Consider the following 25,900-nt stretch of genomic DNA (forward strand, 5'->3'; position numbering starts at 1 on the left):
TTAAAGTGAGCAAGTCTCTGCAAGCCATTCGTGGCATGAACGACATCCTGCCCGAACAGACCCCGCTGTGGCGTTATTTCGAGGGTACAGTCGCGCGTCTGCTGGATAACTACGGTTACAAGCAGATCCGCATGCCGATTGTCGAATTCACCGAGCTGTTCAAGCGCTCGATCGGTGAAGTGACCGACATCGTCGAAAAAGAGATGTACACCTTCGAAGATCGCAACGGCGACTCCCTGACCCTGCGTCCGGAAGGCACTGCAGCGTGTGTGCGTGCGGTGCTCGAGCACGGCATCACCGGTGGTGGCCAGGTGCAGAAGCTTTGGTACATCGGCCCGATGTTCCGTCACGAGCGTCCGCAGAAAGGCCGTTATCGCCAGTTCCACCAGATCGGTCTGGAAGTGTTCAACCTCGACGGCCCGGACATCGATGCCGAGCTGATCATCATGACCTGGCGCCTGTGGGGCGAGCTGGGTATCCGTGATGCGGTCAAGCTCGAACTCAACAGCCTGGGGACCAGCGAGTCCCGTGGTCGCTATCGTGAAGCGCTGGTCGAGTACCTCTCGGCGCACCACGATAAGCTCGACGAAGACAGCCAGCGTCGCCTGAAAACCAACCCGTTGCGCGTGCTCGACACCAAAAATGCCGACACTCAGGCGGTATTGGTCGATGCGCCGAAAATGGCCGACTACCTGGACGACGAATCCCGTGCGCACTTCGAAGGTCTGAAGGCGCGTCTGGACGCGGTTGGCATCCCGTACGTGCTCAACCCGAAACTGGTACGCGGCCTCGATTACTACAGCAAAACCGTATTCGAATGGGTCACCGACAAGCTCGGCGCCCAAGGCACTGTCTGCGCGGGCGGTCGTTACGACGGTCTGGTCGAGCAGATGGGCGGCAAGCCGACCGCAGGCGTCGGTTTCGCCATGGGCATCGAGCGTCTGGTGTTGATGCTCGAAACCCTGGAGCAGATCCCGGAAGAAATCTCCCGTCAGGTCGACGTCTACCTCTGCGCCTTTGGCGAGCAGGCCGAACTGGCCGGCCTGGCCCTGGCCGAGCGGGTACGTGACCAGCTTCCAAACCTGCGTCTGCAAGTCAATGCCGGCGCCGGCAGCTTCAAAAGCCAGTTCAAGAAAGCCGACAAGAGCGGTGCGCTGTATGCACTGATCCTGGGTGACGACGAAATGGCCCAGCAAGTGGTAGGTTTCAAACCCCTGCGTGGCCAGGGCGAACAACAAAGCATTGCCTGGGATGCGCTTGCCGCTCACCTGGCCACCTGCGTCGTGCAGGGTTGAAGCTGTCCAAACAGCCGATTTAGCGATTAAGGAGTATTGGGGTGTCGAGTACCGAAGACGAACAGTTGGCGGATTTGAAGGACTGGTGGACACGCAACGGCAAACCTCTGGTCACCGGCGGCCTGTTGGCGCTGGTCATCGTGTTCGGCTGGCAGGCTTTTCACAAGTATCAGAGCAACCAGGCGCAAGGCGCCTCGGTGCTCTATCAGCAACTGCTGGAAACCACGCTGACCCCGGACGGCAAGCCTGACGCTGCCCGCGTTGCGGACCTGGCCGGCAAACTCAACAGCGAATTCGGCGGCACCGCGTACGCACAGTACGGCAGCTTGTTCGTGGCCAAGGTAGCGGTCGACAGCGGCAAGCTGGACGACGCCGCCACCGAACTCAAGGCCATCGTTGCCAAACCGGCCAACCCGGCGCTGGGCGAAATCGCCCGTCAGCGTCTGGCTCAGGTGCTGGGTGCGCAGAACAAGGCTGATGAAGCCTTGAAGCTGCTCGACGGCGATGCCGACAAGGCGTTCCTGGCCACTCGCGAAGAACTCAAGGGTGACTTGCTGGTTCAGTTGGGTCGTACCGACGAGGCGAACACCGCGTATCAAAAAGCCAAGGCGGCACTGTCGGATGAAGCGGCAGTCGGTGGCCTTCAAATCAAGCTCGACGACCTGGCCAAAGGGGATGCGTGACGTGATCCGTTGGAAGCATGCAGCATTGCTGGCTCTGGCCATTCTGGCCGCGGGTTGCAGCAGCAACAGCAAAAAAGAACTGCCACCGGCCGAGCTGACCGACTTCAAGGAAGAAGTGGTTCTGCAAAAGCAGTGGAGCCGTTCGATCGGTGACGGTCAGGGTGAAACCTATAACATGCTGGTTCCGGCGATTGATGGTGACACTATCTACGCGGCCGATGTGACCGGCATTGTTATGGCCATGGATCGCGGTAATGGCGACGTGAAGTGGAAAAAGGATCTTGAACTGCCTGTTTCCGGCGCCGTTGGCGTGGGTTACGGTCTGGTCACGATCGGTACCCTCAAGGGTGAAATCGTTGCCCTCGACGCCATCAACGGCGAAGAGAAGTGGCGCGCCCGGGTTTCCAGCGAAGTCCTCGCGCCGCCGGCCAACAACGGTGACGTTGTCGTGGTGCAGACTCAGGACGATCGTCTGATCGGTCTGGACGCTGCCACTGGCGACCGTCGCTGGACTTACGACAGTACCCCTGCGGTCCTGACCCTGCGCGGCACCAGCGCCCCCGTCGTGACCAACCGCCTCGCGGTGGCTGGCCTGTCGACTGGTAAAGTGGTTGCCCTGGACATTTCCAACGGCGTGCCGGTCTGGGAGCAGCGCGTTGCGATTCCAACCGGTCGTTCCGAACTGGAGCGCGTGGTCGATATCGACGGCGGTCTGCTGCTGTCCGGTGAAACCCTTTACGTCGCCAGCTATCAGGGCCGCGTCGCAGCCCTCGATCTGCAAAGTGGCCGTCAACTCTGGCAGCGCGATGCATCGAGCTATGCCGGTGTTGCCCAGGGTTTCGGCAACGTTTACGTGAGCCTGTCTTCGGGCACCGTTGAAGGCGTTGACGAGCGATCGACCACTGCGCTGTGGAGCAACGACTCGCTGGCTCGCCGCCAGCTGTCGGCGCCGGAAGTGTTCTCCAGTTACGTAGCCGTCGGTGACCTGGAAGGTTACCTGCACCTGTTGAGCCAGGTGGACGGTCGTTTTGTGGGTCGTGAGCGTATCGACAGTGACGGCCTGCGTGCCCGTCCGCTGGTGGTGGGCAACACGATCTATGTGTATGGCAACAGCGGCAAACTGGAAGCCCTGACCATCAAGTAACAACTATGCTTGGGGTTAACCCCCAAGCGGCCCCGGATTTGCGGGGCTTGCAGCGCTAACCGGCGTTGCCCCGAGCACCAGCCGCTGCCTCGCAGCGGCTTTTGTATTTTCTGAAATAACGAAGTGGAGAGCCGCATGGTTCCCGTAATCGCCCTGGTGGGCCGACCGAACGTCGGCAAATCCACCTTGTTCAACCGCCTGACCAGGACTCGCGACGCCATCGTCGGCGACTTGTCCGGTCTGACCCGTGATCGCCAGTACGGTGAGGCCAAGTGGCAAGGGCGTTCCTACATTCTGATCGACACCGGCGGTATCTCCGGTGACGAACATGGTATGGACGAAAAAATGGCCGAGCAGTCGCTGCTGGCCATTGAAGAAGCGGATGTTGTGCTGTTCCTGGTAGATGCCAAGGCCGGTTTTACCGCCGCCGACCAGATGATCGCCGAACACTTGCGCAAGCGTAACAAGCGTTCCCACGTGGTCGCCAACAAGGTCGACAACATCGACCCGGAAATGGCCCGCGCTGAATTCGCCCCGCTGGGCATGGGCCATGCGATCCCGATCGCCGGTGCTCATGGCCGTGGTATCACTCAACTGCTGGAAGCGGCACTGAGCGATTTCCCGCGTGACGAAGACGAGCCGCAGGAAGGCGAAGAAGAAGAGATCGTTGCCGAAGGCGAGGAAGCCAAGCGCATTCCCGGCCCGAGCGAAAAAGACGGGATCAAGATCGCCATCATCGGCCGTCCGAACGTCGGCAAGTCGACGCTGGTCAACCGCATGCTCGGTGAAGACCGGGTCATCGTCTACGACCAGCCCGGCACCACCCGCGACAGTATCTACATCCCGTTCGAGCGTAACGATGAGAAGTACACGCTGATCGACACCGCCGGTGTGCGCAAGCGCGGCAAGATCCACGAAGAAGTCGAAAAATTCTCCGTGGTCAAAACCCTGCAGGCGATCAAAGACGCCAACGTGGTGATCTTCGTGATGGACGCCCGCGAAGGTGTGGTCGATCACGACCTCAACCTGCTGGGCTTTGCCCTTGAAGCCGGTCGTGCGCTGGTGATCGCGATCAACAAATGGGACGGCATGACCCCGAGCGAGCGCGACTTCGTCAAGGTCGAGCTGCAACGTCGTCTGTTCTTCGTCGACTTCGCCGACATCCACTTCATTTCGGCATTGCACGGTACAGGCGTGGGCAACCTCTACGCCTCGGTGCAGAACTCGTTCAAGTCCGCGGTGACCCGCTGGCCGACCAGCCGCCTGACGCAGATTCTCGAAGACGCGGTCAGCGAGCACCAGCCGCCGATGGTCAACAGCCGCCGGATCAAGCTGCGTTACGCTCACCTGGGTGGCGCGAACCCGCCGATCATCGTGATCCACGGTAACCAGATCGAGAAAGTGCCGAAGTCGTATGTGCGCTATCTGGAAAACACTTACCGCCGAGTGCTGAAGCTGGTCGGTACGCCGATCCGCATCGAGTTCAAGGGCGGCGAGAACCCGTACGAAGGCAACAAGAACACGCTGACCGACCGTCAGGTCAACAAGAAGCGCCGCTTGATGTCGCACAACAAGAAAGCCAGCAAGAAACGTCGCGACAAGAAGTGATCAATTTGATTGTTCCCACAATTTCGTGGGAATGCTCAACCGCTTCTGTAGGAGCTGGCGAAGCCTGCGATCTTTTGACTTTGCTTTGAAGGCAAGATCAAAAGATTGCAGCCTGCGGCAGCTCCTACAGGTCCGGCGATAAAGAGGGTGCTCAGTTGAGCGCCCTTTTTTTATGGGCGCCGGATGGGCTATTCTCGGGCTCTCCCGCGCCGCCGTCAGAGCCGGGTGTAGAGCAGGGAACCCCTCGATGATCACCAGTAAGTTGCCGAACGTCGGCATCACTATTTTCACGCAGATGTCTCAGCTCGCGGCGCAGACCGGAGCGATCAACCTGTCCCAGGGTTTCCCTGACTTCGACGGCCCGCAATCCCTGCGTGACGCGGTCGGTCGGCATATCGCCAGCGGCCACAACCAGTATTCACCGATGACCGGCCTGCCGGCGCTGCGCCAGCAGATCGCGGCGAAGATCGCGCGCAGTTACGGCGTGAAAGTCGATGCCGACAGCGAAGTGACCGTCACGCCGGGCGCAACCCAGGCGATCTTCTGTGCGATTCAGGCGGTTATCCACAGCGGCGACGAAGTCATCGTGTTCGACCCGTGCTACGACAGCTACGAACCGGCGACGCAGTTGGCGGGTGGTCGCTGCGTGCATGTGCAACTGAACCCGGCCGACTTTTCCATCGATTTCGACAAGCTCGCCGCGGCCCTCAGCCCGCGCACGAAAATGATCGTCATCAATACTCCGCACAACCCGAGCGGAGCGCTGATCAGCCGTGCCGAACTGGATCAACTGGCAGCGTTGATCCGTGGGCGCGACATCTACCTGATCAGCGATGAAGTCTACGAACACCTGGTGTTCGACGGCGTGCCGCATGTCAGCGTGTTAGCCCACGAAGAGCTGTATCAGCGTGCGTTTGTGGTCAGTTCGTTTGGCAAGACCTACCACGTCACCGGCTGGAAAACCGGCTACGTGGTTGCGCCCCCGGCGCTGACCGCCGAGCTGCGCAAGGTGCACCAGTACGTGAGTTTCTGCGGCGTGACACCGCTGCAATACGCCCTGGCCGATTACATGGCCGAGCACCCGGAACACGTTGAAGAGCTGCCGGGTTTCTATCAGGCCAAGCGCGACCTGTTTTGCGATCTGCTGGCGCCGTCGCGTTTCACCTTCACCCGCGTTACCGGCACGTATTTCCAGCTGGTCGACTACTCGCAGATTCGCCCTGATTTGAACGACGTCGACATGGCGATCTGGATGACCCGCGAACATGGCGTGGCGAGCATTCCGGTGTCGGTGTTCTATCAGGATCCACCGCAAGGCCAGCGCTTGGTGCGCCTGTGCTTTGCCAAACGCGAGGAGACGCTGCGCGAGGCAGCGGCAAAACTATGCGTGATCTGAGTGCGTTGCCCGATCTCAATCTGGCGCTGATCCAGACCAGCCTCGCCTGGCATGACCGTCAGGCCAACCTTGAGCACTTCGACGTGCTGCTGGAGCAGGCCCGAGGCGCCGACCTGATCATCCTGCCGGAGATGTTCACCACCGGTTTCTCCATGGCGTCGGAGACCCTCGCCGAAGCCGAGCATGGCCCGACCCGCAAATGGATGAAGGCGCAGGCCGCGAAGCTCAATGCAGTGATCACCGGCAGCGTGATCATTCAGGCGGCGGATGGCAGCCATCGCAATCGCCTGCTGTGGGCACGCCCGGACGGCGAAGTCTGGCATTACGACAAGCGCCACCTGTTCCGTATGGCGGGTGAGCACAATCACTACACGCCCGGCGAGCGTCAGGTGCAGTTCGAACTCAAGGGCTGGCGGATTCGGCCGCTGATTTGCTACGACCTGCGTTTCCCGGTGTGGAGTCGCGATGCGCAGGACACCGATCTGCTGCTGTACACCGCCAATTGGCCGGGCGCACGGCGTCTGCACTGGAACCGCTTGCTGCCGGCGCGGGCGATTGAAAACCTGTGCTACGTGGCGGCGGTGAACCGGATCGGCACCGACGGCAAGGGCTTTGCCTATACCGGCGACAGTCAGGTGCTGGATTTCCAGGGCGAGACCTTGCTGGCGGCGGGGGAGGCAGACGGCGTGTTCAAAGCGGTGCTGGAAGCGGCACCACTGGCGGCGTATCGCGAGCGCTTTCCGGCGAATCTGGATGCGGATAGCTTCGAGTTCACCTGAAAAACCAAAGATCGCAGCCTGCGGCAGCTCCTACATCGGGACGGCGTACATCCTGTAGGAGCTGCCGAAGGCTGCGATCTTTTGATCTAAACAAAAAGGCCCCAGAGTTCACACTCCGGGGCCTTTTGCATGTCAGCGAAGGCTTAAGCTGCTTTCGCGTCAGGCTGGCTCAGCGAGCGGTTCAGGGCACTGAACAGCGCCTTGAAGCTGGCGGTGGTGATGTTTTCATCGATACCCACGCCGTGCACCGCACGTTCACCGTTCACGCGCAGCTCGATGTAAGCCGCTGCCTTGGCGTTGGTGCCCGCGCCGATCGCGTGTTCGTTGTAGTCCATGATTTCCACCGGGATCGGCAGACCGGCCACCAGGGCTTCCAGCGCACCGTTGCCCTTGCCGCGCCAGTGCAGGTTGGTTTCGCCCTGACCCTTGCTCGCCACTTCCACTTCAACGGCACTGTTACCGTTTTCTTCCTGCAGGCGATGGCTGACCAGCGCGTAAGGCGTGTTGGCTTGCAGGTATTCGCTGATCAACAGCGAGTGGATCTGCTTGGCGGTCATCTCCAGGCCGAGGCGGTCGGTTTCACGCTGCACCACCTGGCTGAACTCGATCTGCATGCGACGTGGCAGGCTGATGCCGTATTCCTGCTCCAGCAAGTAGGCGATGCCGCCCTTGCCCGACTGGCTGTTGACGCGGATCACCGCTTCGTAGCTGCGACCGATGTCGGCCGGGTCGATCGGCAGGTATGGAACTTCCCACAGGGTATCCGGTTTCTGCTGGGCGAAGCCCTTGCGGATCGCGTCCTGGTGCGAGCCGGAGAATGCGGTGTGGACCAGATCGCCGACGTACGGGTGACGCGGGTGCACCTGAATCTGGTTGCACTCTTCGACGACTTTGCGCACGCCGTCGATGTCGGAGAAGTCCAGCTCAGGGTCAACGCCCTGGGTGTACATGTTCAGTGCGACAGTAACGAGGTCGACGTTACCGGTGCGCTCGCCGTTGCCGAACAGGCAGCCTTCGACGCGATCCGCGCCGGCCATCAGGCCCAGCTCGGTGGCGGCGACGCCGGTGCCACGGTCGTTGTGGGTGTGCAGGCTGATGATCACGCTGTCACGACGGTTGATGTTGCGGCCGAACCATTCGATCTGGTCGGCGTAGACGTTCGGCGTCGCGCATTCAACGGTGGCTGGCAGGTTGAGGATCATCTTGTGCTCAGGCGTCGGGTTCCAGACCTCGATCACCGCGTCACAGACTTCCTTGGCAAACTCCAGCTCGGTGGCGCTGAAGGTTTCCGGCGAGTATTCGAAGGTCCACTCGGTGTCCGGCTGCATCGCCGCGTATTTGACGAACAGCTTGGCGGCATTCACTGCGATGGCCTTGATGCCGTCCTTGTCCTGGTTGAAGACGATACGACGGAAAGACGGCGAGGTGGCGTTGTACAGGTGAACGATGGCTTTCTTCGCCCCGCGCAGGGATTCGAAGGTGCGCTCGATCAAGTCTTCACGGCCCTGGGTCAGCACCTGAATGGTGGTGTCGTCCGGGATGTGGCCTTCTTCGATCAGGGTACGCACGAAGTCGAAGTCGGTCTGCGAAGCGGCCGGGAACGAGGCTTCGATTTCCTTCACGCCGACCTGCACGAGGGTTTTCCAGAAGCGCAGCTTTTTCACCGCGTCCATTGGCTCGATCAACGACTGGTTACCGTCACGCAGGTCGGAGCTGCACCAGATCGGCGCAGCGTCGATGGTTTTCGACGGCCAAGTGCGATCCGGCAAGTTGATGACGGGAAACGCGCGGTATTTCGAAGACGGGTCTTTGAGCATGCTCATCGGGAAATTCCTTATTGTCTGGGCCGAAAAGAGGCGGCCTGCCGGTGGAACGAATGTTCGGGAAAACGCTTGGGACGAGGCGCAGCGATTCAGCCCGGCAGTCGTGCGCTGACGAGGCACAGACTGCGGTGCTGGCGAAGCTGAATAAGGGTGTGAGAGGTTTTCATGCCTTCAACCCTAACCGCGAGGGGAGAGGATGGCAAGCAGTCGAAAAAAATTGAGAGGAATACTCGAAATACTGGATTTTGCAGAATTTTATTGCTTGTAAGTCGGCGTTTCTTGTTGATGTTTGCGTGAGGTTAGATTGGGGCGCAATTGATGTTGGTTGGGTTTCTTCAATATTTTCGGATTGGATAGACCGCATTCGCGGGCGAGCCCGCTCCCACAGTGTCCGTGTCGTACACGAACATTATCTACACCCGAGAAACCTGTGGGAGCGGGCTTGCCCGCGAAGAGGCCAATGGCCTCAATACATAATTCAGGGCTGGAATGCACCAATGAAAATCGCCGGATCCACCCGCGCATCGTTCAGGCTGATGTTCCAGTGCATGTGCGGTCCGGTCGCCCGCCCCGTCGAACCGACCTTGCCAACCACTGCACCACGGGCCAGTTGATCGCCGACCTTCACATCGATTTTCGACATGTGGCAGAACATGCTGATAAAGCCCTGCCCGTGATCGACAAACACCGTGTTGCCGTTGAAAAAGTAGTTGCCGGTGAGGATCACTTTGCCCGCCGCCGGGGTCTTGATCGGCGTGCCCGCCGGCACCGCAAAGTCGAGGCCAGCGTGCGGGTTGCGCTCTTCGCCATTGAAGAAGCGGCGCACACCGAACTTGCTCGACAGCGGCCCGTTGACCGGTTTGTCCAGCAGCAGGTTGCTCGGGGTGTTCGGGCTGAAACTGCGGTAAGCCTTGATCTGCTCGGCCAGTTCGCCCTCGATGCGCTTGAGGTTGGCCGGATTCGGATTGACCTGCTGAGTGTTCTTCAGGGTGATGTGCTGTTCCGGGTATTTCTTGTTGCCAACGGTGAACGGCAGATTGCGTCCGCTGCTGCTGATCTGCTGGCTGCCGGGTTTGACCGTCAGCGGCACGCCGACAATCGCCAGCCAGTTGTTCTGTTCTTTCACCACCAGCACCGGTTTGCCTTGATAGGTGGCTTTCGGCGCCTGCGCGGCGCTGCCCAGATCAACCACCGCCACGCCGCCCGGCACCGGTTTGTTCAGCAGGCGGGTGATGTAGCTGTCAGCGTGGGCGTTGAAGGCGGTCAGGCACAGCAGCAATAACGGAGCGAAAAAACGCGGCATGGATCAGTCCAGTAAAGAGAGGGTGACAGGCGTCAGGTGATTGTCCTCGACGCGCACTTGCAGTTCGCCTTCGCCCAGTCTGGCTTTCAGACGCTGGCCGGTATGGGTTTGCGCGGCGTTGCGAATCGCGTGGCCGCGTTCATCCAGCAGAATGCTGTAGCCACGGCCCAGAGTCGCCAGCGGACTGACCACGTGCAGCGTCTGCATCTGACTGTGCAGTTGCAGGCGACGGTTTTTCAGACCTTCGCGCATGGCTCGCGGCAGGCGTTCGGCGAGGCCGTCGAGGCGCTGGCGCAGCATTGCCAGTTGGCGTCCCGGGTGTTGCCCGGCGAGGCGGGTTTCCAGACGGATCAGGCGTTCGCGGCGAGTATTGAGCTGGCGCTCGAAGGCGCGGCGCATGCGCATGTCCAGGTCATCCAGACGTTGCGCTTGCTGACGCAGACGTTCGCCGGGATGACGCAAGCGACGGGCCATGCCTTCAAGGCGCAGACGATCGCGCATCAAACGGTCACGCATGCGCATCACCAGGCGTCGGTGCAGGCTTTCGACCTGACGGATCAGGTGACTCGAATCCGGGGCCAGCAGTTCGGCGGCAGCGGAGGGCGTTGGAGCGCGCACGTCGGCCACGAAGTCACTGATCGACACGTCGGTTTCATGCCCGACGGCGCTGACAATCGGCGTCACGCAGGCATCGACCGCGCGCGCCACGGCTTCTTCGTTGAAGCACCAGAGATCTTCCAGCGAACCGCCGCCACGGGCGAGGATCAGCGCGTCGAAACCCCGGGCATCGGCCATTTTCAGCGCGCGGACGATTTGTGCAGTGGCTTCGCGGCCCTGCACGGCGGTCGGGATTAGCGTCAGTTGCACCTGCGGCGCCCGGCGGCGGAATACGCTGATGATGTCGCGAATCACCGCGCCGGTCGGCGAACTGATGATGCCGATGCGTTGCGGATGTGCCGGCAGCGGCACTTTGCGTTTGGCACTGAACAGGCCTTCGGCGCTGAGTTTTTCCTTCAGCGCATCGAAGGCCAGGCGCAGCGCGCCGTCACCGGCCGGCTCCACGGTGTCGAGAATCAGCTGATAGTCGCCACGGCCTTCGAACAGCGAGACCTTGCCGCGCACCTTCACGGCCAAACCGTCCTTCAGTGCCTGACGCACCCGCGCCGCGTTATTGCGAAACAGCGCGCAACGCACCTGCGCACCGCTGTCCTTGAGGGTGAAGTACACGTGGCCGGACGCCGGGCGGGCAAGGTTGGAGATTTCGCCTTCGACCCAAATGTTGCTGAACACGTCTTCGAGCAACACCCGCGCGCGGCCGTTGAGCTGGCTGACGGTCAGGACTTCACGGTCCAGGCCAAGTCTTGCAAAGGGATCTTTAATCATGGGCCGCAGTTTAAAGCTAATTTCCGACGCAATACACGAATCCCTGTAGGAGCTGCCGAAGGCTGCGATCTTTTGATCTTTTTTGGAGGGCAAGATCGAAAGATCGCAGCCTCGTTTCACTCGTCAGCTCCTACAGGGGATTTGTGAAGGTCTGGATGAAGTGTTGGACCAGCGGCGCAGGGTTCTGGCGATAGGCGAGGGCGACGGTGGTCTGGCAATCGGGATCGCTCAGCGGCAGAAATCGTACGCCAACTGGAGCAATGTCCTGCATCGATTCGGGTAGCAGAGCGACGCCGAATCCGGCCTGGATCAACTGCAACTGCGTCGTCTTGCGTGACATCACCCGCGCCGCTTTGGGAAAAAAGCCCTGACGCATGCACAGGTCGGCACATAGATAACTGAGTCCGCCACGTTGCGGATGCGGGATCGAGATAAACGGCTCGTCTTTCAGTTGCGCCAGTTCGACAGCGGGTGAGTCAGCCAATCGATGTTCATTCGGTACCGCCAATAGCAGGCGTTCGGTGAATAAAGGCAGCATGTGAATGCCCTCACGCTGACGCAACACCGGCAAGCGCAACAAACCAATGTCCAGACGTCCTTCAGCGAGTTCCTCAAGCTGCGCCTCGGAGGACAGCTTGCCGATGTCCAGCGACACGCCATGCTGCTGATCGAGATAAGTGCTGATCCGACGTAATAAATGTCCGCTGATCGACACGGTGCTGGAATGACTCAGGCGCACAGTGCCCACTTGCCCGTTGCCGACTTCGGTTGCCATTGCGCTGGCTTTGCTCAGCTCATTGAGCAGATTTCTCGCCCGTGGCAGAAACGCCTCGCCCGCCGCGGTGAGTCTTGGCTGACGCGCGGTGCGTTCGAACAGCGGCGTTTGCAGGCGGCTTTCCATGTCCTTGATTTGCCGGCTCAGCGCCGATTGCGCAACGAACAAGCGTTCAGCCGCTGCACTGAAGCTGCCACAGTCGGCGATTTCCACGAAGTAGCGCAGTTGACGGGTTGAAAGCACCAGGTATGCCTTTTCGAGATGGGTGAGCGACTTTGATCATATTAGTCGCAAGGCTTGGCGCTGGCTAAAGTCATCTCAGGCTTATAAAGGAAGTGGATCAATGAGTGTTGTTGGGTTATTGAGCGAATGGACATGGGGCGCAGGCGGCTGGGTGGTGATCGGTTTGGGGATCGCGCTGGCCTATATCGTGTTCGGGATTGCCGGGTTCGGTACGGCGCTGGTCGCGGGGCCGATTCTGATTCTGTTCATGCCGTTGTCGAAAATCGTGCCGCTGCTGGTGCTGCTGGATTTTGTCGCGGCGTTCGGCAATCTGCTGCCCTCGCGCCGGGACGTGGCCAAGCCCGAATTGCTGAGGCTGCTGCCGTGCATGGCGGTGGGGTGCACGTTGGGGGTGATTTTCCTGCTCAACCTCAAATCCGATCTGTTGTTGCTGTTGATGGGGTTGTTCATCAGCACTTATGCGGTTTACAGCCTGTGGGTGAAAGCCCGGCCGACGCAGTTGTCTGCCGCATGGGCGCTGCCGATGGGCACGATAGGCGGCCTGTTTGGCGCGCTGTTTGGCAGTGGCGGCTTTCTATATGCGATCTATCTCAACAGCCGCCTGCCCAAGGACGCGGCGCGGGCCACGCAAAGTGCGCTGATCAGTTGCAGCACTGTGGTGCGTTTGAGCCTGTTTGCCCTCGCCGGGGTGTATGCCGAGCTACCCTTGTTGATGTTGGCGGTCTGTCTGTTGCCGGCCATGGCGCTGGGCCTGTGGATCGGGCGGCGCTTGACCATGCGTTTGTCGCGTGAAGCGTTTGTACGATTGGTGACCTGGCTGGTGCTGGCCAGCGGTATTGCGTTGATCGGGCGCTATTTCGGTACTTGACCGGATTTTGTCAGGGATTAAGCTGCCGGCCTTTAGGGCCCCTTCGCGGGCAAGCCCGCTCCCACAGGTTTCTCGAGCGCACAGAGGATTTGTGATCGACAGAGAACCCTGTGGGAGCGGGCTTGCCCGCGAAGGCGTCAGAAGCCATACCGCAGGACTTTCCATGAATTCGCAAAGCATCATCGTCCCGAAAATCTCCACCCTGCCGGTTCACGAACCCCGGGCCCGGGCGATTCTGCGCTGGCTGGTACGCAAGAATATTGTCAAGGAAGAGCTGAGCACCTGCGGACGCACCGGCAATCGCATGGCGTACGCGATTGCCGATGGCGCACGTGCGGTGGTGCTGCACCCCGAGGCATTGCCTTTTGGCGAGCCGATCAATGGTCTGGAGATCATCGTCAAACGTTGCATCTACACGCCGGCCAAGGGCTTTCTCGAGGAGGCCGGTTGCGCCGAATGCCGCCGCGAAGTCGGCGAAGCGCTGTTCGAAAGCCTCGAAGACTGGTTTCCAGGCCGCACCGACAACTTCACCTGCCCGGAATGCGGGCATGAAGACGACATCAACGGCTTTCTGTACTTGCAGGAATGCGCGTTTTCCAACCTGGGGTTCATCTTCAACAACTGGCTGGAAGCGGGGTTCAAGCAGAGCTTTATCGATGAGTTCGCCGATTGGCTCGATCAACCTGTCAGTTGGGTAAAAGTCGAACTTTGAACGTGCAGGAGCTGCCGCAGGCTGCGATCTTTTGACGTTGTTTTTTACAGCCAAGATCAAAAGATCGCAGCCTGCGGCAGCTCCTACAGAAAACAGCAGGCCCCGTACATCAATTAGGCTGAGTTTTACATTGAACAGCAGGGGGTGTCTGACTATAATGGCGCGCTTCCATTTTCCCGCTCGGGAGCCCCCGCGATGCTGCGTATCAGCCAAGAAGCTCTGACATTCGACGACATTCTCCTAGTGCCCGGTTATTCCGAGGTGCTTCCTAACGAAGTCAGTCTCAAGACCCGCCTTACCCGTGGCATCGAGCTGAATATTCCTCTGGTTTCTGCCGCCATGGACACCGTCACTGAAGCCCGTCTGGCAATCGCCATGGCTCAGGAAGGTGGTATCGGTATCATCCACAAGAACATGACCATCGAGCAGCAAGCTGCCGAAGTGCGCAAGGTCAAGAAGTTCGAAGCCGGCGTCGTGAAAGATCCGATCACCATCGAGGCTGATGCCACGGTGCGTGACCTGTTCGAACTGACCCGTCTGCACAACATTTCCGGCGTTCCGGTGCTGCACGATGGCGACCTGGTCGGCATCGTCACGTCCCGTGACGTACGCTTCGAAACCCGTCTGGAAGCCACCGTCCGCGAAGTGATGACGCCTAAAGAGCGTCTGGTCACCGTGCGTGAAGGCGCCGACAAGAACGAAGTCCGCGAGCTGCTGCACAAGCACCGCCTGGAAAAAGTCCTGATCGTCGACGACAAGTTTGCCCTCAAAGGCATGATGACCGTCAAAGACATCGAAAAAGCCAAGGCCTACCCGCTGGCCAGCAAGGACGATCAAGGTCGTCTGCGCGTGGGCGCTGCCGTCGGTACCGGTAAAGACACCGGTGACCGCGTTGCTGCGCTGGTCAACGCCGGTGTGGACGTGGTGGTTGTCGACACCGCGCACGGTCACTCCAAGGGCGTGATCGACCGCGTTCGCTGGGTCAAAGAGAATTTCCCTGAAGTGCAGGTGATCGGCGGCAACATCGCCACCGGCGCCGCTGCCAAGGCCCTGGCCGAAGCGGGTGCCGATGCGGTCAAGGTCGGTATCGGCCCTGGCTCGATCTGCACCACCCGTATCGTCGCCGGTGTCGGCGTACCGCAAATCAGTGCCATCGCCAACGTCGCCGCTGCCCTTGAAGGCACAGGCGTGCCGTTGATCGCCGACGGCGGCATCCGTTTCTCCGGTGACCTGTCCAAGGCCATCGTCGCTGGTGCTTCCTGCGTGATGATGGGTTCGATGTTTGCCGGTACCGAAGAGGCCCCGGGCGAGATCGAACTGTTCCAGGGCCGTTCGTACAAGGCGTATCGCGGCATGGGTTCGCTGGGCGCCATGTCCCAGGCGCAAGGTTCTTCCGACCGTTACTTCCAGGACTCCTCGGCAGGCGCCGAGAAACTGGTTCCGGAAGGGATCGAAGGCCGCGTGCCGTACAAAGGCACCCTGACGGCGATCATCCACCAGTTGATGGGCGGTCTGCGTTCCTCGATGGGTTACACCGGCAGCGCCAACATCGAAGAGATGCGCACCAAGCCTGAGTTTGTGCGGATCACCGGTGCCGGCATGGCCGAATCCCACGTTCACGACGTGCAGATCACCAAAGAAGCGCCAAACTACCGCGTAGGTTGAGGCTTCAAGCAAATCATCAAGCAACCGGGGCTGTTTTATTCAGCCCCGAGTTGTTTCTGAATCACGACTGTTTCTGAATTACTTAAGACGAGACTGAATCATGGCCCTCGACATTCACGCTCACCGCATCCTGATCCTCGACTTCGGTTCGCAATACACCCAACTGATCGCCCGCCGCGTGCGTGAGATCGGCGTGTACTGCGAGCTGCACCCGTTCGACATGGACGAAGATGCGATCCGCGAATTCGCGCCTAAAGGCGTCATCCTCGCCGGCGGCCCCGAGTCCGTACACGAAGCCAACAGCCCGCGCTGCCCGCAGGCGGTGTTTGACCTGGGCGTGCCGGTCTTCGGTATCTGCTACGGCATGCAGACCATGGCCGAGCAACTGGGCGGCAAGGTTGAAGGTTCCGAACTGCGTGAGTTCGGTTACGCCCGCGTTGACGTGGTCGGCAAGAGCCGCCTGCTCGACGGCATCGAAGACCACATCGACGCCGACGGCCTGTTCGGCCTCGACGTGTGGATGAGCCACGGTGACAAGGTCACCAAGATGCCGGAAGACTTCCACATCCTGGCCAGCACCCCGAGCTGCCCGATCGCTGGCATGTTCAACGACGAGCGCGCTTACTACGGCGTGCAGTTCCACCCGGAAGTGACCCACACCAAGCAGGGCGGCCGTATCCTGTCGCGCTTCGTGCTCGATATCTGCGGCTGTGAAGCCCTGTGGACGCCGTCGAAGATCGCTGAAGACGCCATCGCCAACATCCGCGCGCAAGTCGGCACCGACAACGTGCTGCTGGGCCTGTCCGGCGGTGTTGACTCCTCGGTGGTTGCGGCGCTGCTGCACAAAGCCATCGGCGACCAGTTGACCTGCGTGTTCGTCGACAACGGCCTGCTGCGTCTGCACGAAGGCGAGCAAGTGATGGCCATGTTCGCCGAGAACATGGGCGTCAAGGTGATCCGCGCCAACGCTGAAGAGCAGTTCCTCAGCAACCTGGCCGGCGAATCCGATCCAGAGAAGAAGCGCAAGATCATCGGCCGTACCTTCATCGACGTGTTCGATGCCGAATCCTGCAAGCTGGACAACATCAAGTACCTGGCGCAGGGCACCATCTACCCGGACGTGATCGAGTCGGCTGGCGCGAAAAGCGGCAAGGCGCACGTGATCAAGTCGCACCACAACGTGGGCGGCCTGCCGGAAGAGATGAACCTGAAACTGGTCGAGCCACTGCGCGAACTGTTCAAGGACGAAGTCCGTCGTCTGGGCCTGGAACTGGGCCTGCCGTACGACATGGTCTACCGTCACCCGTTCCCGGGCCCGGGGCTGGGCGTACGCATCCTAGGTGAAGTGAAGAAGGAATACGCCGATCTGCTGCGTCGTGCCGACCACATCTTCATCGAAGAACTGCGCAAGGCCGACTGGTACCACAAGGTCAGCCAGGCTTTCGTAGTGTTCCAGCCAGTGAAATCGGTTGGTGTGGTCGGCGATGGCCGTCGTTACGCCTGGGTCGTGGCCCTGCGTGCCGTGGAAACCATCGACTTCATGACCGCACGTTGGGCACACCTGCCTTACGAACTGCTGGAAACCGTCTCCGGCCGCATCATCAATGAAATCGAAGGCATTTCGCGCGTTACCTACGACGTGTCGAGCAAGCCGCCGGCGACGATTGAGTGGGAGTGATGACAGCGCGCGAATCAACACTGATAAAAAATGCACGTTCTGAAGCCCGCTAAATGCGGGCTTTTTAATGAGTTTTTATCCGTGTGGTGCTGTTGGACGCTAGCATTCAAGAGGGTAGACTGCAGACGTCTTGGCTATTATCAAATGTTATGAGAAAGCATGGATTCGGTAGGGGGGTAGTACTGACTTTAAGTCCGTCGAATGGCTTGGCACGCAGTCGTGCCTTTGAGATGAGACTGGCCTGCATTCCGCCATTCGGGCTTTCTCACAGAGGAATCAAACGATAGACTCCAAACGTGCAGGCAATTTCACGGCACGACGTGGCTCTTGGACGGAAATGGATGAAGGTCCGAATTCATGTGCAATGTTTCTGTAATTTTTCCAAAAGTTTACCAAGCTGATTTATTGACAGGGTAGCCTCAATTGAGCACTCAGAATTCGAATGAATAAAATTTATAGTGAGCCGAAGCCCGTTGTTGTCGATTTATTTTCGGGAGCCGGTGGTTTTTCGCTAGCAGCTGTGCAAGCCGGTTTTTCAATCGCTATCGCCATTGAAAATGATCCTTATGCAGTGAAAACTTACAAAGCGAATTTGCTTCAATATGACGCTGCAAAAAATGCAACTGTGTTAGACGAAAGTATCTTAGGTTATACACCTGAGGATGTACGCTCTGAATATCTTGGTGATATTGAGTGTGATCTCCTTTTAGGAGGACCTCCTTGTCAAGGATTTTCGACGCATCGGATACTCGATGCAGGTGTAAATGATCCGCGTAATCAGTTGGTCCTAGCCTATTTTCGATTTGTAAAAGCGTTTCGTCCGCGCGTTTTTCTTATGGAAAATGTCCCAGGCATACTTTGGGAGCGCCACAAGGATTACCTCGAAAAATTCTATAAAGAAGGCGTTAAGGCTGGTTATAAAGTCTTCAAACCTGTTGTGTTAGATGCTCGAGATTTTGGCGTACCGCAGAGACGGAAGCGAGTATTCATATTAGGGATTAGAGATTCTGTAGATGCTGAAGATTTTAAATGGCCTCCAGCACCTACGCATGCTGCACCAGGAAAGGAAGTTGGAGAGCAGAAAGTCTGGCTAAGCTGCAATGATGTATTTAGACCAGCGTTGCAAAGTGATGAAAATGACATTCATATGAATCACGGGCCGGATCTATTAGAAGCGTTTAGTAAAACTCCGCTCAATGGTGGGAGTCGCAGAGATTCTGGACGTATTTTGCCATGTCACGAAAAACATAACGGGCATCAAGATGTTTACGGGCGGATCAATCCCGCCGAACCCGCTCCAACTATGACAACCGCGTGTATTAATCCTTCTAAAGGTCGATTTGTACATCCTACAAAAAACCATGGGATCACTTTGCGTGAAGCAGCGAGAATCCAGACTTTTCCTGATAGCTTTACCTTTGCAGGAGGAATAACGGCAGCCAGTAGACAAATTGGTAATGCAGTTCCGGTTGAGCTTGGAAAATATCTCATTCAGTATCTAAAGAAAAATCTGATAGATAATGATTTGGGGCTAAAGCAATTGTGCGACCACTCGCGATTTCAAAAAGAAGAAGTTGAGATCTTATGATTGAGACACTTGCCTTTCGAACTCACGCTCGAACAGTCGATCACTTGGGGCGAGAGCAGATAGCTGACTGCCCAACTGCTATTTCAGAGTTGTGGAAAAACGCCTATGACGCTTACGCTAGAAACGTAGCGCTTCATATTTTCGATGATCCAGAACCAGTAGCTGCCATCTTCGATGACGGGCACGGTATGAATTATGAGGATTTCATAAATCGTTGGCTCGTGGTAGGTACAGATTCAAAATATAATAAAAATACTTCAGATGATGATGACCGTGACGGATTGGCAAGGAGAACAAAGCAGGGGCAAAAAGGTATTGGTCGCTTATCATCAGCTAATATTGGTCCTCTGCTTTTAATTGTTAGCAAGAGAAAAAATAGCGGGTTTGTCGCTGCGCTTATCGACTGGCGTATATTCGAAAATCCATATTTGGTTTTGTCAGATATCGAAGTTCCAGTTACTCAGTTTTCTGATAGGTCGGAACTTTTCAAGTTGCTTCCTCGTTTATTTGATCGTTTAACCGATAATGTGTGGGGTAGTCCTGCTGACGAAAGGCGTGCTGATCGGTTGAAGTTGGCTTGGGAAACGTATGATAAAGTTATACTTGAAGCCGATCAAACTGCAGAAAAGCCATCTGAGCTTATTGCAAGAACTATAATAAATGCGCGGTTCGAAGAGCGACATTTTCACCCGTGGTCTGTTTGGAGAGGGGAGAAAGAACACGGAACAGCCCTAGTTGTATCTGACATAAATTATGACCTGCGTGCACAGTTGCCCTCAATTCAGCTAGATGCCAATGTTAAGATTATTCGGCAAGCATTTTTCGCAACTCTCTCCGCGTTTACTGACCCCTATGTCGAGGCGGGAACTAGCGAATTTAATGCATTTGATCCTGATTTCGCTTACGAAGTTAGAACCTGGGTTAATGATGTATCCCTTGCTATCGTCGAGGATGACCGAGAGTCGTTAAATCGTAGTGTTACAGATGAAATGGAACACGTTCTGTCAGGGAATATCGATGAAGAAGGTGTTTTCCGAGGGCAGGTAAAAGCATTTGGCGAATGGAGAAAACTTGGTTCAGATTACGAAATATATCCGCCGAAAGATCTAACCATACCCAAGGGGCCAACTACGTTCATTGGGCCCTTCGGCCTGCACATTGCGACCTTTGAGCAAACTCGAGTTAACTCCACTTTGTCAGATGCAGATTTTACTCGTTTCGATGGACTAGCTAAGCAACATAGCGGTTTTTTAATTTTTCGTAACGGATTGCGAGTTTTGCCTTACGGTCGTGAGGTAAACGATTTTTTTGAAATCGAGAAACAAAGAAGTATTAACGCAGGTCGGGAGTATTGGAACGCAAGGCGTATGTTTGGTCGGATTGCGATATCAAGGGAACTAAATCCTAATTTGCGTGATAAAGCTGGGCGTGAAGGATTTATTGATAATCGAGCAACAAAGGTATTGCGTGAAGTCGTTAAGAATATTCTTAAGCGCGCGGCCTATGAGTATTTCGGAAGCAGCTCTAATTTGAGGAAGGAGTTGCTTCCTGATATCCAAGCACAAAACGAAAGAGAAAAGGCTGAAGAGCAGCGTAAAGAGCTTGCAAAGAATAACGCAAAAAAATTTCGCGCAAGATTTAAAAAGAACTATCCGTTGATGGATCAATTATTTAATGAAACAAAGGATGTGGTTGACGAGACCGTAATCAGAGATGAGCAGGGACTTGAGGAAGCTCAAACGTTGATTAGTGATCTTAGTAATCGGTTACTAGATTTACGGATTTCTGGTGCACCAGCAAAACTTGGTGCAGTTGAGGACGATTATCGCGCTTTTCGATCAATGTATGCTGAGGTACAAGATCGAATTCGAACCTTAGAGCAACGGCGAGCTAGTGCTATTGAAGAGGTTAAGCCCTCTAAGCCTGAAGAAATTGTGCAGAAACAACTAAGTAGCCATGCGAGTCGTTTACAGGCTAGATTACGCTTCTGGCGTAAGTCGATAGATGATATGCAGAACGCTGAAAGAAGTCGTGTTTCTACACTTTTTGAAGAGCGGAATAAAATTTTTCACCATCAGACCATGCCGCTTGTCGCTCAGGTTCGTGAAGGACGATTGGGACTTGATGAGGCCTTGGAACAGATGAAGTCTCTTTATGCAAGATTGGATTCGGACAATACGGAAACTTTTGAGTCCTACCTAGATGCTCTCGAGTTAATGAGTGAAAATATAAATATAGAATTAATCGCTCGGCAAGGGACTGCGGATAATATTGCATTGCGTGATGATCTGAATCGACTAAACCAAGTTGCTCAGCTCGGTGTGACTGTTGAGATTTTGGGGCACGAGTTAAATGCTAATGAGCGAATGATAAGAGAAGGAATTCGACAGATACGTCAATCGGGAGAACCGCCAGGCACAAATCTAGTCATTGAAGGGTTTGATGCTCTGAGTCAACAACTTGAGTTTCTTTCTCCACTGAAAGTCTCAGGTAATCGTGTGCGTAGGCAGATTTCAGGCAAGGAAATCGAAGAGTATCTTGTCAATTTTTTTAGATCTGTAATTCGAAATCGAGAAGTAAAAATACACGCATCAAAAGCTTTTCACGATTTTTTTATTTATGAGCAGCCTTCTCGTCTGTATCCGGTTTTTGTCAATCTGGTAAATAATAGTATTTACTGGTTGGTTAGTTCGCAAACGCCCGAGCCAGAGGTCTATCTTTCCGTTGAAGATAAAAAAATCATTGTGTCTGATAATGGGCCTGGTGTTAATCCGGTAGATCAAGAAAGCTTGTTTAAGATGTTTTTTACACGTAAAACAAGTGGCGGTAGGGGTATTGGTCTTTATCTCTGTAGAGTAAATCTAATCGCAGGTGGTCATTCGATTGAATATGCGGTGGATAAAAAATTTCAACCGTTGAGTGGTGCAAATTTCGTAATTAACTTGAGGGGCGCTGATTTTGGCTGAAGTAATGACTTTTAACGATTTGGTTCGTGAAGCTTTTATTAAACCACTTCGCTCCGTTCTTATTGTTGATGATCAGTATCCTACATGGGAAGAGATCTTTAACTCCAGAATTACCGGTGATAAACACTCCTCAGGTATAGAGGCTAAATCATCAAGAAAAACATGGGTCAATTCGGCTGTTGCCGGTGAAGTTTATGGGTTGATCAACGAGTTTCGGACTCAAAAACCCGGCTTTATCATCGATATTCATGATGGTGTTTCGGAGAATCCCACAAGTGAATCAGCTGGCAATGAAACTCCTCGTGAATTAGCCAATCATCTGCATCAGTCAGATTTGCTTATATTGGACTATAATTTGGAGGGTGCGGAAGCTGGGCTTGGTGGAGATATGGCTCGTCAGATACTCGCATCAGTTTTAGATAATCGTCATTTTAATTTGGTTGTTATTCATACGAGTGAAGATCTTGAAACGACTATGCACCAATGCCTAATCTCACTGATGAATAGTATCTCGTCAAGCTTTTCTGAAGAGTGTACAGTCGCACTTGATAAATTAGACGATTTAATTTCTGAGAAAGAAGATTTTGGGGATTTTGATCGAGGGGAGATATTAGAGAAAATCGATATGGCCTCTTATTTAGAATTAAGGAGGTCGGAGCAGGACTTTAAATCAGCTCTCGGAAAATTTATGCAGTCCGCTGCGCCTTTCATAGAGCTTAGTGAATGGGCTAAAGCGCTAGAATTGGATCAGAAAGCAAAGAAATGTTTTTTTTATTGGGCAATACGTGCTTTCGAAAAAAAATATCAGAATGATTTTACAAAAAAGCCACCTGTCGGATTGGTTTGGAAAATTTCTGAAGAATCCAGGTGGTTGCGGGCTGCTAGAGGTTTCGTATGTTTTGTTAAAAAAGGTCCAGAAAACCTCCTGGCCGTGCTTGAAAACGCAATTGTAGACTGGAAACCTACACCATCACGGTTACTTTCGGCTAAGTACCGAGATGAAGTAAGCCAAATGGGAGTTGAAATTGAGGACCAATCTTTAAAGCAAACACATGCATTTGCTAAATTTTATGACCTAATACTGAATTCCGGAGGTTCAGATCTTCCAGTTGAGCAAGTTAATATTATACGGCGCCATAAGCTAAAAAATCACGTTTCACGCCAATCCGAAATGCTATCTTTTATGGTAGAGGAAAGCATTGCGAATTTTGGCCAGAAAATTTATGACGTTGATAAGTCTGCTGGGTTTGTTTTTAAGACTCATTATGGGGTGGATCTAGATAATGAGAATGATAAGAGGACTGCCATAAGTCAATATAATCGCTATATATGCTGTCTCCCGTCGAGAACTGAAGATTCTAATTCTGCTAGTTTCGATCAGTTGGATAGTGGGCACGTTTTCAAACTCGACGAGACTTGGTGGGTTTGCGCTACGCCCGCGTGCGACTTACAACCTGGTCAGAGCACTATAGCTTTCAAAAGTGGTAATGACGCGAGTCTAAGGCCCTTCACTGCAATAAGACTTCATGCGGTGACCAATTTGGCTGAATTAACGGATCGACACATTAATAGCGGATCTTATTGTTACGTGGAGTTTGGAGGAAAAATATTGGGTTTGGGATTGAAGTCTCCAAAAGAGGATTCAAACAATCCTGCAATTCAAAAAGTAGAATGGCGGGCATTTATTGCTCAGCGTGGGGGCGTTATAGAGAGCGGTAGGCTTAATTTATTAGAGCTTCAACTTGAGCTCGACGGCTTAAAGATAAAAAGCGATACAAAAGAAGTTCAGGTTGTTGCAAAATTACGATATGAGTATGCTTTGAACTATATTCAGCGTATTGGTACAAGTGTGAGTCGTATTGGGCTTGGGTATGTGGCTACGTAATATGGCTTTCGCTTCTTGAGTGTGGTTTTTGCAAAGTAATTTTCCTTTCGTTGTGGGTAGGGCGAGATGTTTTAAACTTTACCCTTTCATATACCGAGGTGTATCGTATTCGCCCTTTACGGGTCTGCGGGCCCGCCGCAGATACGTGAGGTAGTTGAGTTCATGTCCTTTACCCGTCGCCAAATCCTCGGTGGCCTGGCCGGTCTTGTTGTCGTTGGTGTCGGAGCGGGAGGCGCGTCGCGTTACTGGCTGGGCAAGATGGCCGACGCCGACGCGGGGCATGACTATGAGCTGATCGCGGCGCCGCTGGACGTTGAGCTGGTGCCGGGACACAAGACCGAGGCGTGGGCGTTCGGCCCGTCGGCACCGGGCACCGAGTTGCGCGTGCGTCAGGGCGAGTGGCTGCGGGTACGGTTCATCAACCACCTGCCGGTGGCGACCACCATTCACTGGCACGGCATCCGTTTGCCGCTGGAGATGGACGGCGTACCGTACGTCTCGCAATTGCCGGTGCTGCCCGGTGAATACTTCGATTACAAATTCCGCGTGCCGGATGCCGGCAGCTACTGGTATCACCCGCATGTCAGCAGCAGCGAAGAGCTGGGGCGCGGGCTGGTCGGGCCGTTGATTGTCGAAGAGCGCGAGCCGACCGGTTTCAAGTACGAAAAGACCCTGAGCCTGAAGAACTGGCACATCGACGAGCAAGGCAATTTCGTCGAATTCAGCATCCCCCGGGAAGCGGCGCGTGGCGGTACGGCGGGACGCTTGTCGACCATCAACGGCGTGCCAACGCCGGTGATCGAGTTGCCGGCCGGGCAGATCACCCGGGTGCGCTTGCTCAACCTCGACAACACCCTGACGTATCGCATCAACATTCCCGGCGTCGAAGCGCAGATTTATGCGCTGGACGGCAACCCGATCGAGCCGCGGCCGCTGGGCAAGGAATACTGGCTGGGGCCGGGCATGCGTATCTGCCTGGCGATCAAGGCGCCGCCGGCCGGTGAAGAATTGTCGCTGCGCAACGGCCCGGTGCGTCTGGGAACCTTGCGCTCGGTGGCCAATAACGATGCGCCGACCGCGTGGCCGAAAGCCTTGCCCGCCAACCCGGTGGCCGAGCCGGATCTGGCGAATGCCGAGAAACTCAACTTCAATTTCGAATGGGTCGGTTCGGTGTCGGTGAATGTCGACAACGGCAAGCCGCCGAGCCTGTGGCAGATCAACGGCAAGGCCTGGGACATCACCGACAAGACCTGCGCCGATCGGCCGATCGCCAGCTTGAAGCTGGGCCAGAGCTATATCTTCGAACTGAAGAACATGACCCAGTATCAGCACCCGATTCACCTGCACGGCATGAGCTTCAAGGTGATTGCGTCGAACCGGCACAAAATCACTCCGTACTTCACCGACACCTATCTGTTGGGCAAGAACGAGCGTGCGCAAGTGGCGCTGGTGGCGGATAACCCGGGGGTGTGGATGTTCCATTGCCACGTGATCGACCACATGGAAACCGGCCTGATGGCCGCCATCGAGGTGAAGTGATGCGCCAGATTCGCCCCGCCGCGATCATCGACCGCAGCCGTGACCGCGATTTCATGCGCGAAGCCTTGGAACTCGCCGCCCAAGGCGCCGCCCTCGGCGAAGTGCCGGTGGGTGCGGTGCTGGTGCAGGACGGTGAAATCATCGGTCGCGGCTACAACTGCCCGATCACCACCAGCGACCCGAGTGCCCACGCGGAAATGGTCGCGATCCGTGCCGCCGCGCAGGCCGTCAGCAACTATCGCCTGCCGGGCAGCACGCTGTACGTGACGCTGGAACCGTGCAGCATGTGCGCCGGGCTGATCGTGCATTCGCGGGTTGCTCGCGTGGTGTATGGCGCACTGGAGCCCAAGGCCGGGATTGTGCAGAGTCAGGGGCAGTTCTTCACCCAGGGCTTTTTGAATCACCGGGTGCTGTATGAAGGCGGGGTGCTGGCGGAGGAGTGTGGGGCGGTGTTGACCGAATTCTTCAGGGCGCGGCGGGCAAAACCCGCTGACTGAAGAACAACATCAAACCCTGTGGGAGCTGGCTTGCCAGCGATGGCGTCGGCACATCAAGCATTGATGTCGA

19 protein-coding genes are annotated in these 25,900 nt (G+C 56.0%); 15 read left to right on the forward strand and 4 right to left on the reverse strand.

Annotated features, from left to right (window positions below; all coding sequences use genetic code 11):
• Positions 1 to 5 precede the first annotated feature (5 nt).
• The 6 genes from hisS to L6D63_RS22100 all read left to right on the forward strand — a co-directional run bounded on the left by hisS (position 6) and on the right by L6D63_RS22100 (position 6,905).
• Positions 6 to 1,295 carry a histidine--tRNA ligase gene (gene hisS, locus L6D63_RS22075; protein WP_003227887.1) on the forward strand — a complete coding sequence of 430 codons (1,290 nt, stop codon included), beginning with the start codon at positions 6 to 8 and terminating at the stop codon, positions 1,293 to 1,295.
• Between the two features lie 41 nt (positions 1,296 to 1,336).
• A complete protein-coding gene (locus L6D63_RS22080) occupies positions 1,337 to 1,978 on the forward strand; it encodes a tetratricopeptide repeat protein (protein WP_041071830.1) in 642 nt (213 codons plus the stop codon).
• On the forward strand, positions 1,971 to 3,122 hold the full coding sequence (gene bamB / locus L6D63_RS22085) for an outer membrane protein assembly factor BamB (RefSeq protein ID WP_047296334.1): 1,152 nt from the start codon (positions 1,971 to 1,973) through the stop codon (positions 3,120 to 3,122). Before L6D63_RS22080 ends, bamB begins: the two co-directional genes overlap by 8 nt.
• 135 nt (positions 3,123 to 3,257) lie before the next feature.
• On the forward strand, positions 3,258 to 4,730 hold the full coding sequence (gene der / locus L6D63_RS22090) for a ribosome biogenesis GTPase Der (RefSeq protein WP_041071834.1): 1,473 nt from the start codon (positions 3,258 to 3,260) through the stop codon (positions 4,728 to 4,730).
• 247 nt (positions 4,731 to 4,977) lie between these two features.
• The gene (locus tag L6D63_RS22095) at positions 4,978 to 6,126 is read left to right on the forward strand and encodes a pyridoxal phosphate-dependent aminotransferase (RefSeq protein WP_131671088.1); all 1,149 of its coding nucleotides are present in this window, start codon (positions 4,978 to 4,980) and stop codon (positions 6,124 to 6,126) included.
• Entirely contained in the window at positions 6,114 to 6,905 is a 792-nt protein-coding gene (locus L6D63_RS22100) for an amidohydrolase (RefSeq protein WP_121187054.1), read from the forward strand. The genes L6D63_RS22095 and L6D63_RS22100 overlap by 13 nt, the downstream gene beginning before the upstream one ends.
• Positions 6,906 to 7,048: 143 nt before the next feature.
• On the opposite strand, the gene leuA is transcribed toward L6D63_RS22100, so the two are convergent.
• From leuA to L6D63_RS22120, 4 genes are all read right to left on the reverse strand, one after another.
• Positions 7,049 to 8,728, reverse strand: a complete 1,680-nt coding sequence (gene leuA, locus L6D63_RS22105; protein ID WP_131671089.1) for a 2-isopropylmalate synthase — start codon at positions 8,726 to 8,728, stop codon at positions 7,049 to 7,051.
• A gap of 478 nt (positions 8,729 to 9,206) precedes the next feature.
• Positions 9,207 to 10,031: a peptidoglycan DD-metalloendopeptidase family protein gene (locus tag L6D63_RS22110; protein ID WP_047296330.1), complete on the reverse strand. Its 825-nt coding sequence runs from the start codon at positions 10,029 to 10,031 to the stop codon at positions 9,207 to 9,209.
• A gap of 3 nt (positions 10,032 to 10,034) precedes the next feature.
• Entirely contained in the window at positions 10,035 to 11,414 is a 1,380-nt protein-coding gene (gene xseA / locus L6D63_RS22115; protein ID WP_131671090.1) for an exodeoxyribonuclease VII large subunit, read from the reverse strand.
• A gap of 130 nt (positions 11,415 to 11,544) precedes the next feature.
• Positions 11,545 to 12,432, reverse strand: coding sequence for a LysR family transcriptional regulator (locus L6D63_RS22120; RefSeq protein ID WP_047296328.1), 888 nt, complete (start codon positions 12,430 to 12,432; stop codon positions 11,545 to 11,547).
• A 100-nt stretch (positions 12,433 to 12,532) separates the two neighbouring features.
• Here L6D63_RS22120 and L6D63_RS22125 point away from each other — a divergent pair, with 100 nt between their 5' ends.
• From L6D63_RS22125 to tadA, 9 genes are all read left to right on the forward strand, one after another.
• Positions 12,533 to 13,300, forward strand: a complete 768-nt coding sequence (locus tag L6D63_RS22125) for a sulfite exporter TauE/SafE family protein (RefSeq protein ID WP_047296327.1) — start codon at positions 12,533 to 12,535, stop codon at positions 13,298 to 13,300.
• A 163-nt stretch (positions 13,301 to 13,463) separates the two neighbouring features.
• Entirely contained in the window at positions 13,464 to 14,012 is a 549-nt protein-coding gene (locus tag L6D63_RS22130) for a hypothetical protein (protein WP_041071848.1), read from the forward strand.
• A gap of 195 nt (positions 14,013 to 14,207) precedes the next feature.
• Entirely contained in the window at positions 14,208 to 15,677 is a 1,470-nt protein-coding gene (gene guaB / locus L6D63_RS22135) for an IMP dehydrogenase (protein WP_041071849.1), read from the forward strand.
• 100 nt (positions 15,678 to 15,777) lie between these two features.
• Positions 15,778 to 17,355: a glutamine-hydrolyzing GMP synthase gene (guaA, locus tag L6D63_RS22140; protein ID WP_047296326.1), complete on the forward strand. Its 1,578-nt coding sequence runs from the start codon at positions 15,778 to 15,780 to the stop codon at positions 17,353 to 17,355.
• 442 nt (positions 17,356 to 17,797) lie between these two features.
• Positions 17,798 to 18,943, forward strand: a complete 1,146-nt coding sequence (locus tag L6D63_RS22145; RefSeq protein WP_080963305.1) for a DNA cytosine methyltransferase — start codon at positions 17,798 to 17,800, stop codon at positions 18,941 to 18,943.
• On the forward strand, positions 18,940 to 21,909 hold the full coding sequence (locus L6D63_RS22150; protein ID WP_047296325.1) for an ATP-binding protein: 2,970 nt from the start codon (positions 18,940 to 18,942) through the stop codon (positions 21,907 to 21,909). Before L6D63_RS22145 ends, L6D63_RS22150 begins: the two co-directional genes overlap by 4 nt.
• A complete protein-coding gene (locus tag L6D63_RS22155; RefSeq protein ID WP_131671091.1) occupies positions 21,902 to 23,794 on the forward strand; it encodes a response regulator receiver domain in 1,893 nt (630 codons plus the stop codon). The genes L6D63_RS22150 and L6D63_RS22155 overlap by 8 nt, the downstream gene beginning before the upstream one ends.
• Before the next feature lie 162 nt (positions 23,795 to 23,956).
• The gene (locus tag L6D63_RS22160; protein ID WP_047296321.1) at positions 23,957 to 25,333 is read left to right on the forward strand and encodes a multicopper oxidase family protein; all 1,377 of its coding nucleotides are present in this window, start codon (positions 23,957 to 23,959) and stop codon (positions 25,331 to 25,333) included.
• Positions 25,333 to 25,830, forward strand: a complete 498-nt coding sequence (gene tadA / locus L6D63_RS22165) for a tRNA adenosine(34) deaminase TadA (RefSeq protein ID WP_047296319.1) — start codon at positions 25,333 to 25,335, stop codon at positions 25,828 to 25,830. Before L6D63_RS22160 ends, tadA begins: the two co-directional genes overlap by 1 nt.
• Positions 25,831 to 25,900 lie beyond the last annotated feature (70 nt).

The organism is Pseudomonas parakoreensis (genome assembly GCF_021602155.1).
In the GTDB taxonomy this organism is placed as follows: domain Bacteria; phylum Pseudomonadota; class Gammaproteobacteria; order Pseudomonadales; family Pseudomonadaceae; genus Aquipseudomonas; species Aquipseudomonas parakoreensis.

What these genes read in the sequence shown, in the direction of transcription:
- L6D63_RS22125 (WP_047296327.1), top strand. Translation starts at nt 12,533, where the DNA reads ATGAGTGTTGTTGGGTTATTGAGCGAATGGACATGGGGCGCAGGCGGC.
- L6D63_RS22110 (WP_047296330.1), bottom strand. Translation starts at nt 10,031, where the DNA reads ATGCCGCGTTTTTTCGCTCCGTTATTGCTGCTGTGCCTGACCGCCTTC.
- guaA (WP_047296326.1), top strand. Translation starts at nt 15,778, where the DNA reads ATGGCCCTCGACATTCACGCTCACCGCATCCTGATCCTCGACTTCGGT.
- guaB (WP_041071849.1), top strand. Translation starts at nt 14,208, where the DNA reads ATGCTGCGTATCAGCCAAGAAGCTCTGACATTCGACGACATTCTCCTA.
- L6D63_RS22160 (WP_047296321.1), top strand. Translation starts at nt 23,957, where the DNA reads ATGTCCTTTACCCGTCGCCAAATCCTCGGTGGCCTGGCCGGTCTTGTT.
- tadA (WP_047296319.1), top strand. Translation starts at nt 25,333, where the DNA reads ATGCGCCAGATTCGCCCCGCCGCGATCATCGACCGCAGCCGTGACCGC.
- L6D63_RS22145 (WP_080963305.1), top strand. Translation starts at nt 17,798, where the DNA reads ATGAATAAAATTTATAGTGAGCCGAAGCCCGTTGTTGTCGATTTATTT.
- xseA (WP_131671090.1), bottom strand. Translation starts at nt 11,414, where the DNA reads ATGATTAAAGATCCCTTTGCAAGACTTGGCCTGGACCGTGAAGTCCTG.
- L6D63_RS22150 (WP_047296325.1), top strand. Translation starts at nt 18,940, where the DNA reads ATGATTGAGACACTTGCCTTTCGAACTCACGCTCGAACAGTCGATCAC.
- bamB (WP_047296334.1), top strand. Translation starts at nt 1,971, where the DNA reads ATGCGTGACGTGATCCGTTGGAAGCATGCAGCATTGCTGGCTCTGGCC.
- L6D63_RS22095 (WP_131671088.1), top strand. Translation starts at nt 4,978, where the DNA reads ATGATCACCAGTAAGTTGCCGAACGTCGGCATCACTATTTTCACGCAG.
- der (WP_041071834.1), top strand. Translation starts at nt 3,258, where the DNA reads ATGGTTCCCGTAATCGCCCTGGTGGGCCGACCGAACGTCGGCAAATCC.
- leuA (WP_131671089.1), bottom strand. Translation starts at nt 8,728, where the DNA reads ATGAGCATGCTCAAAGACCCGTCTTCGAAATACCGCGCGTTTCCCGTC.
- L6D63_RS22130 (WP_041071848.1), top strand. Translation starts at nt 13,464, where the DNA reads ATGAATTCGCAAAGCATCATCGTCCCGAAAATCTCCACCCTGCCGGTT.
- L6D63_RS22100 (WP_121187054.1), top strand. Translation starts at nt 6,114, where the DNA reads ATGCGTGATCTGAGTGCGTTGCCCGATCTCAATCTGGCGCTGATCCAG.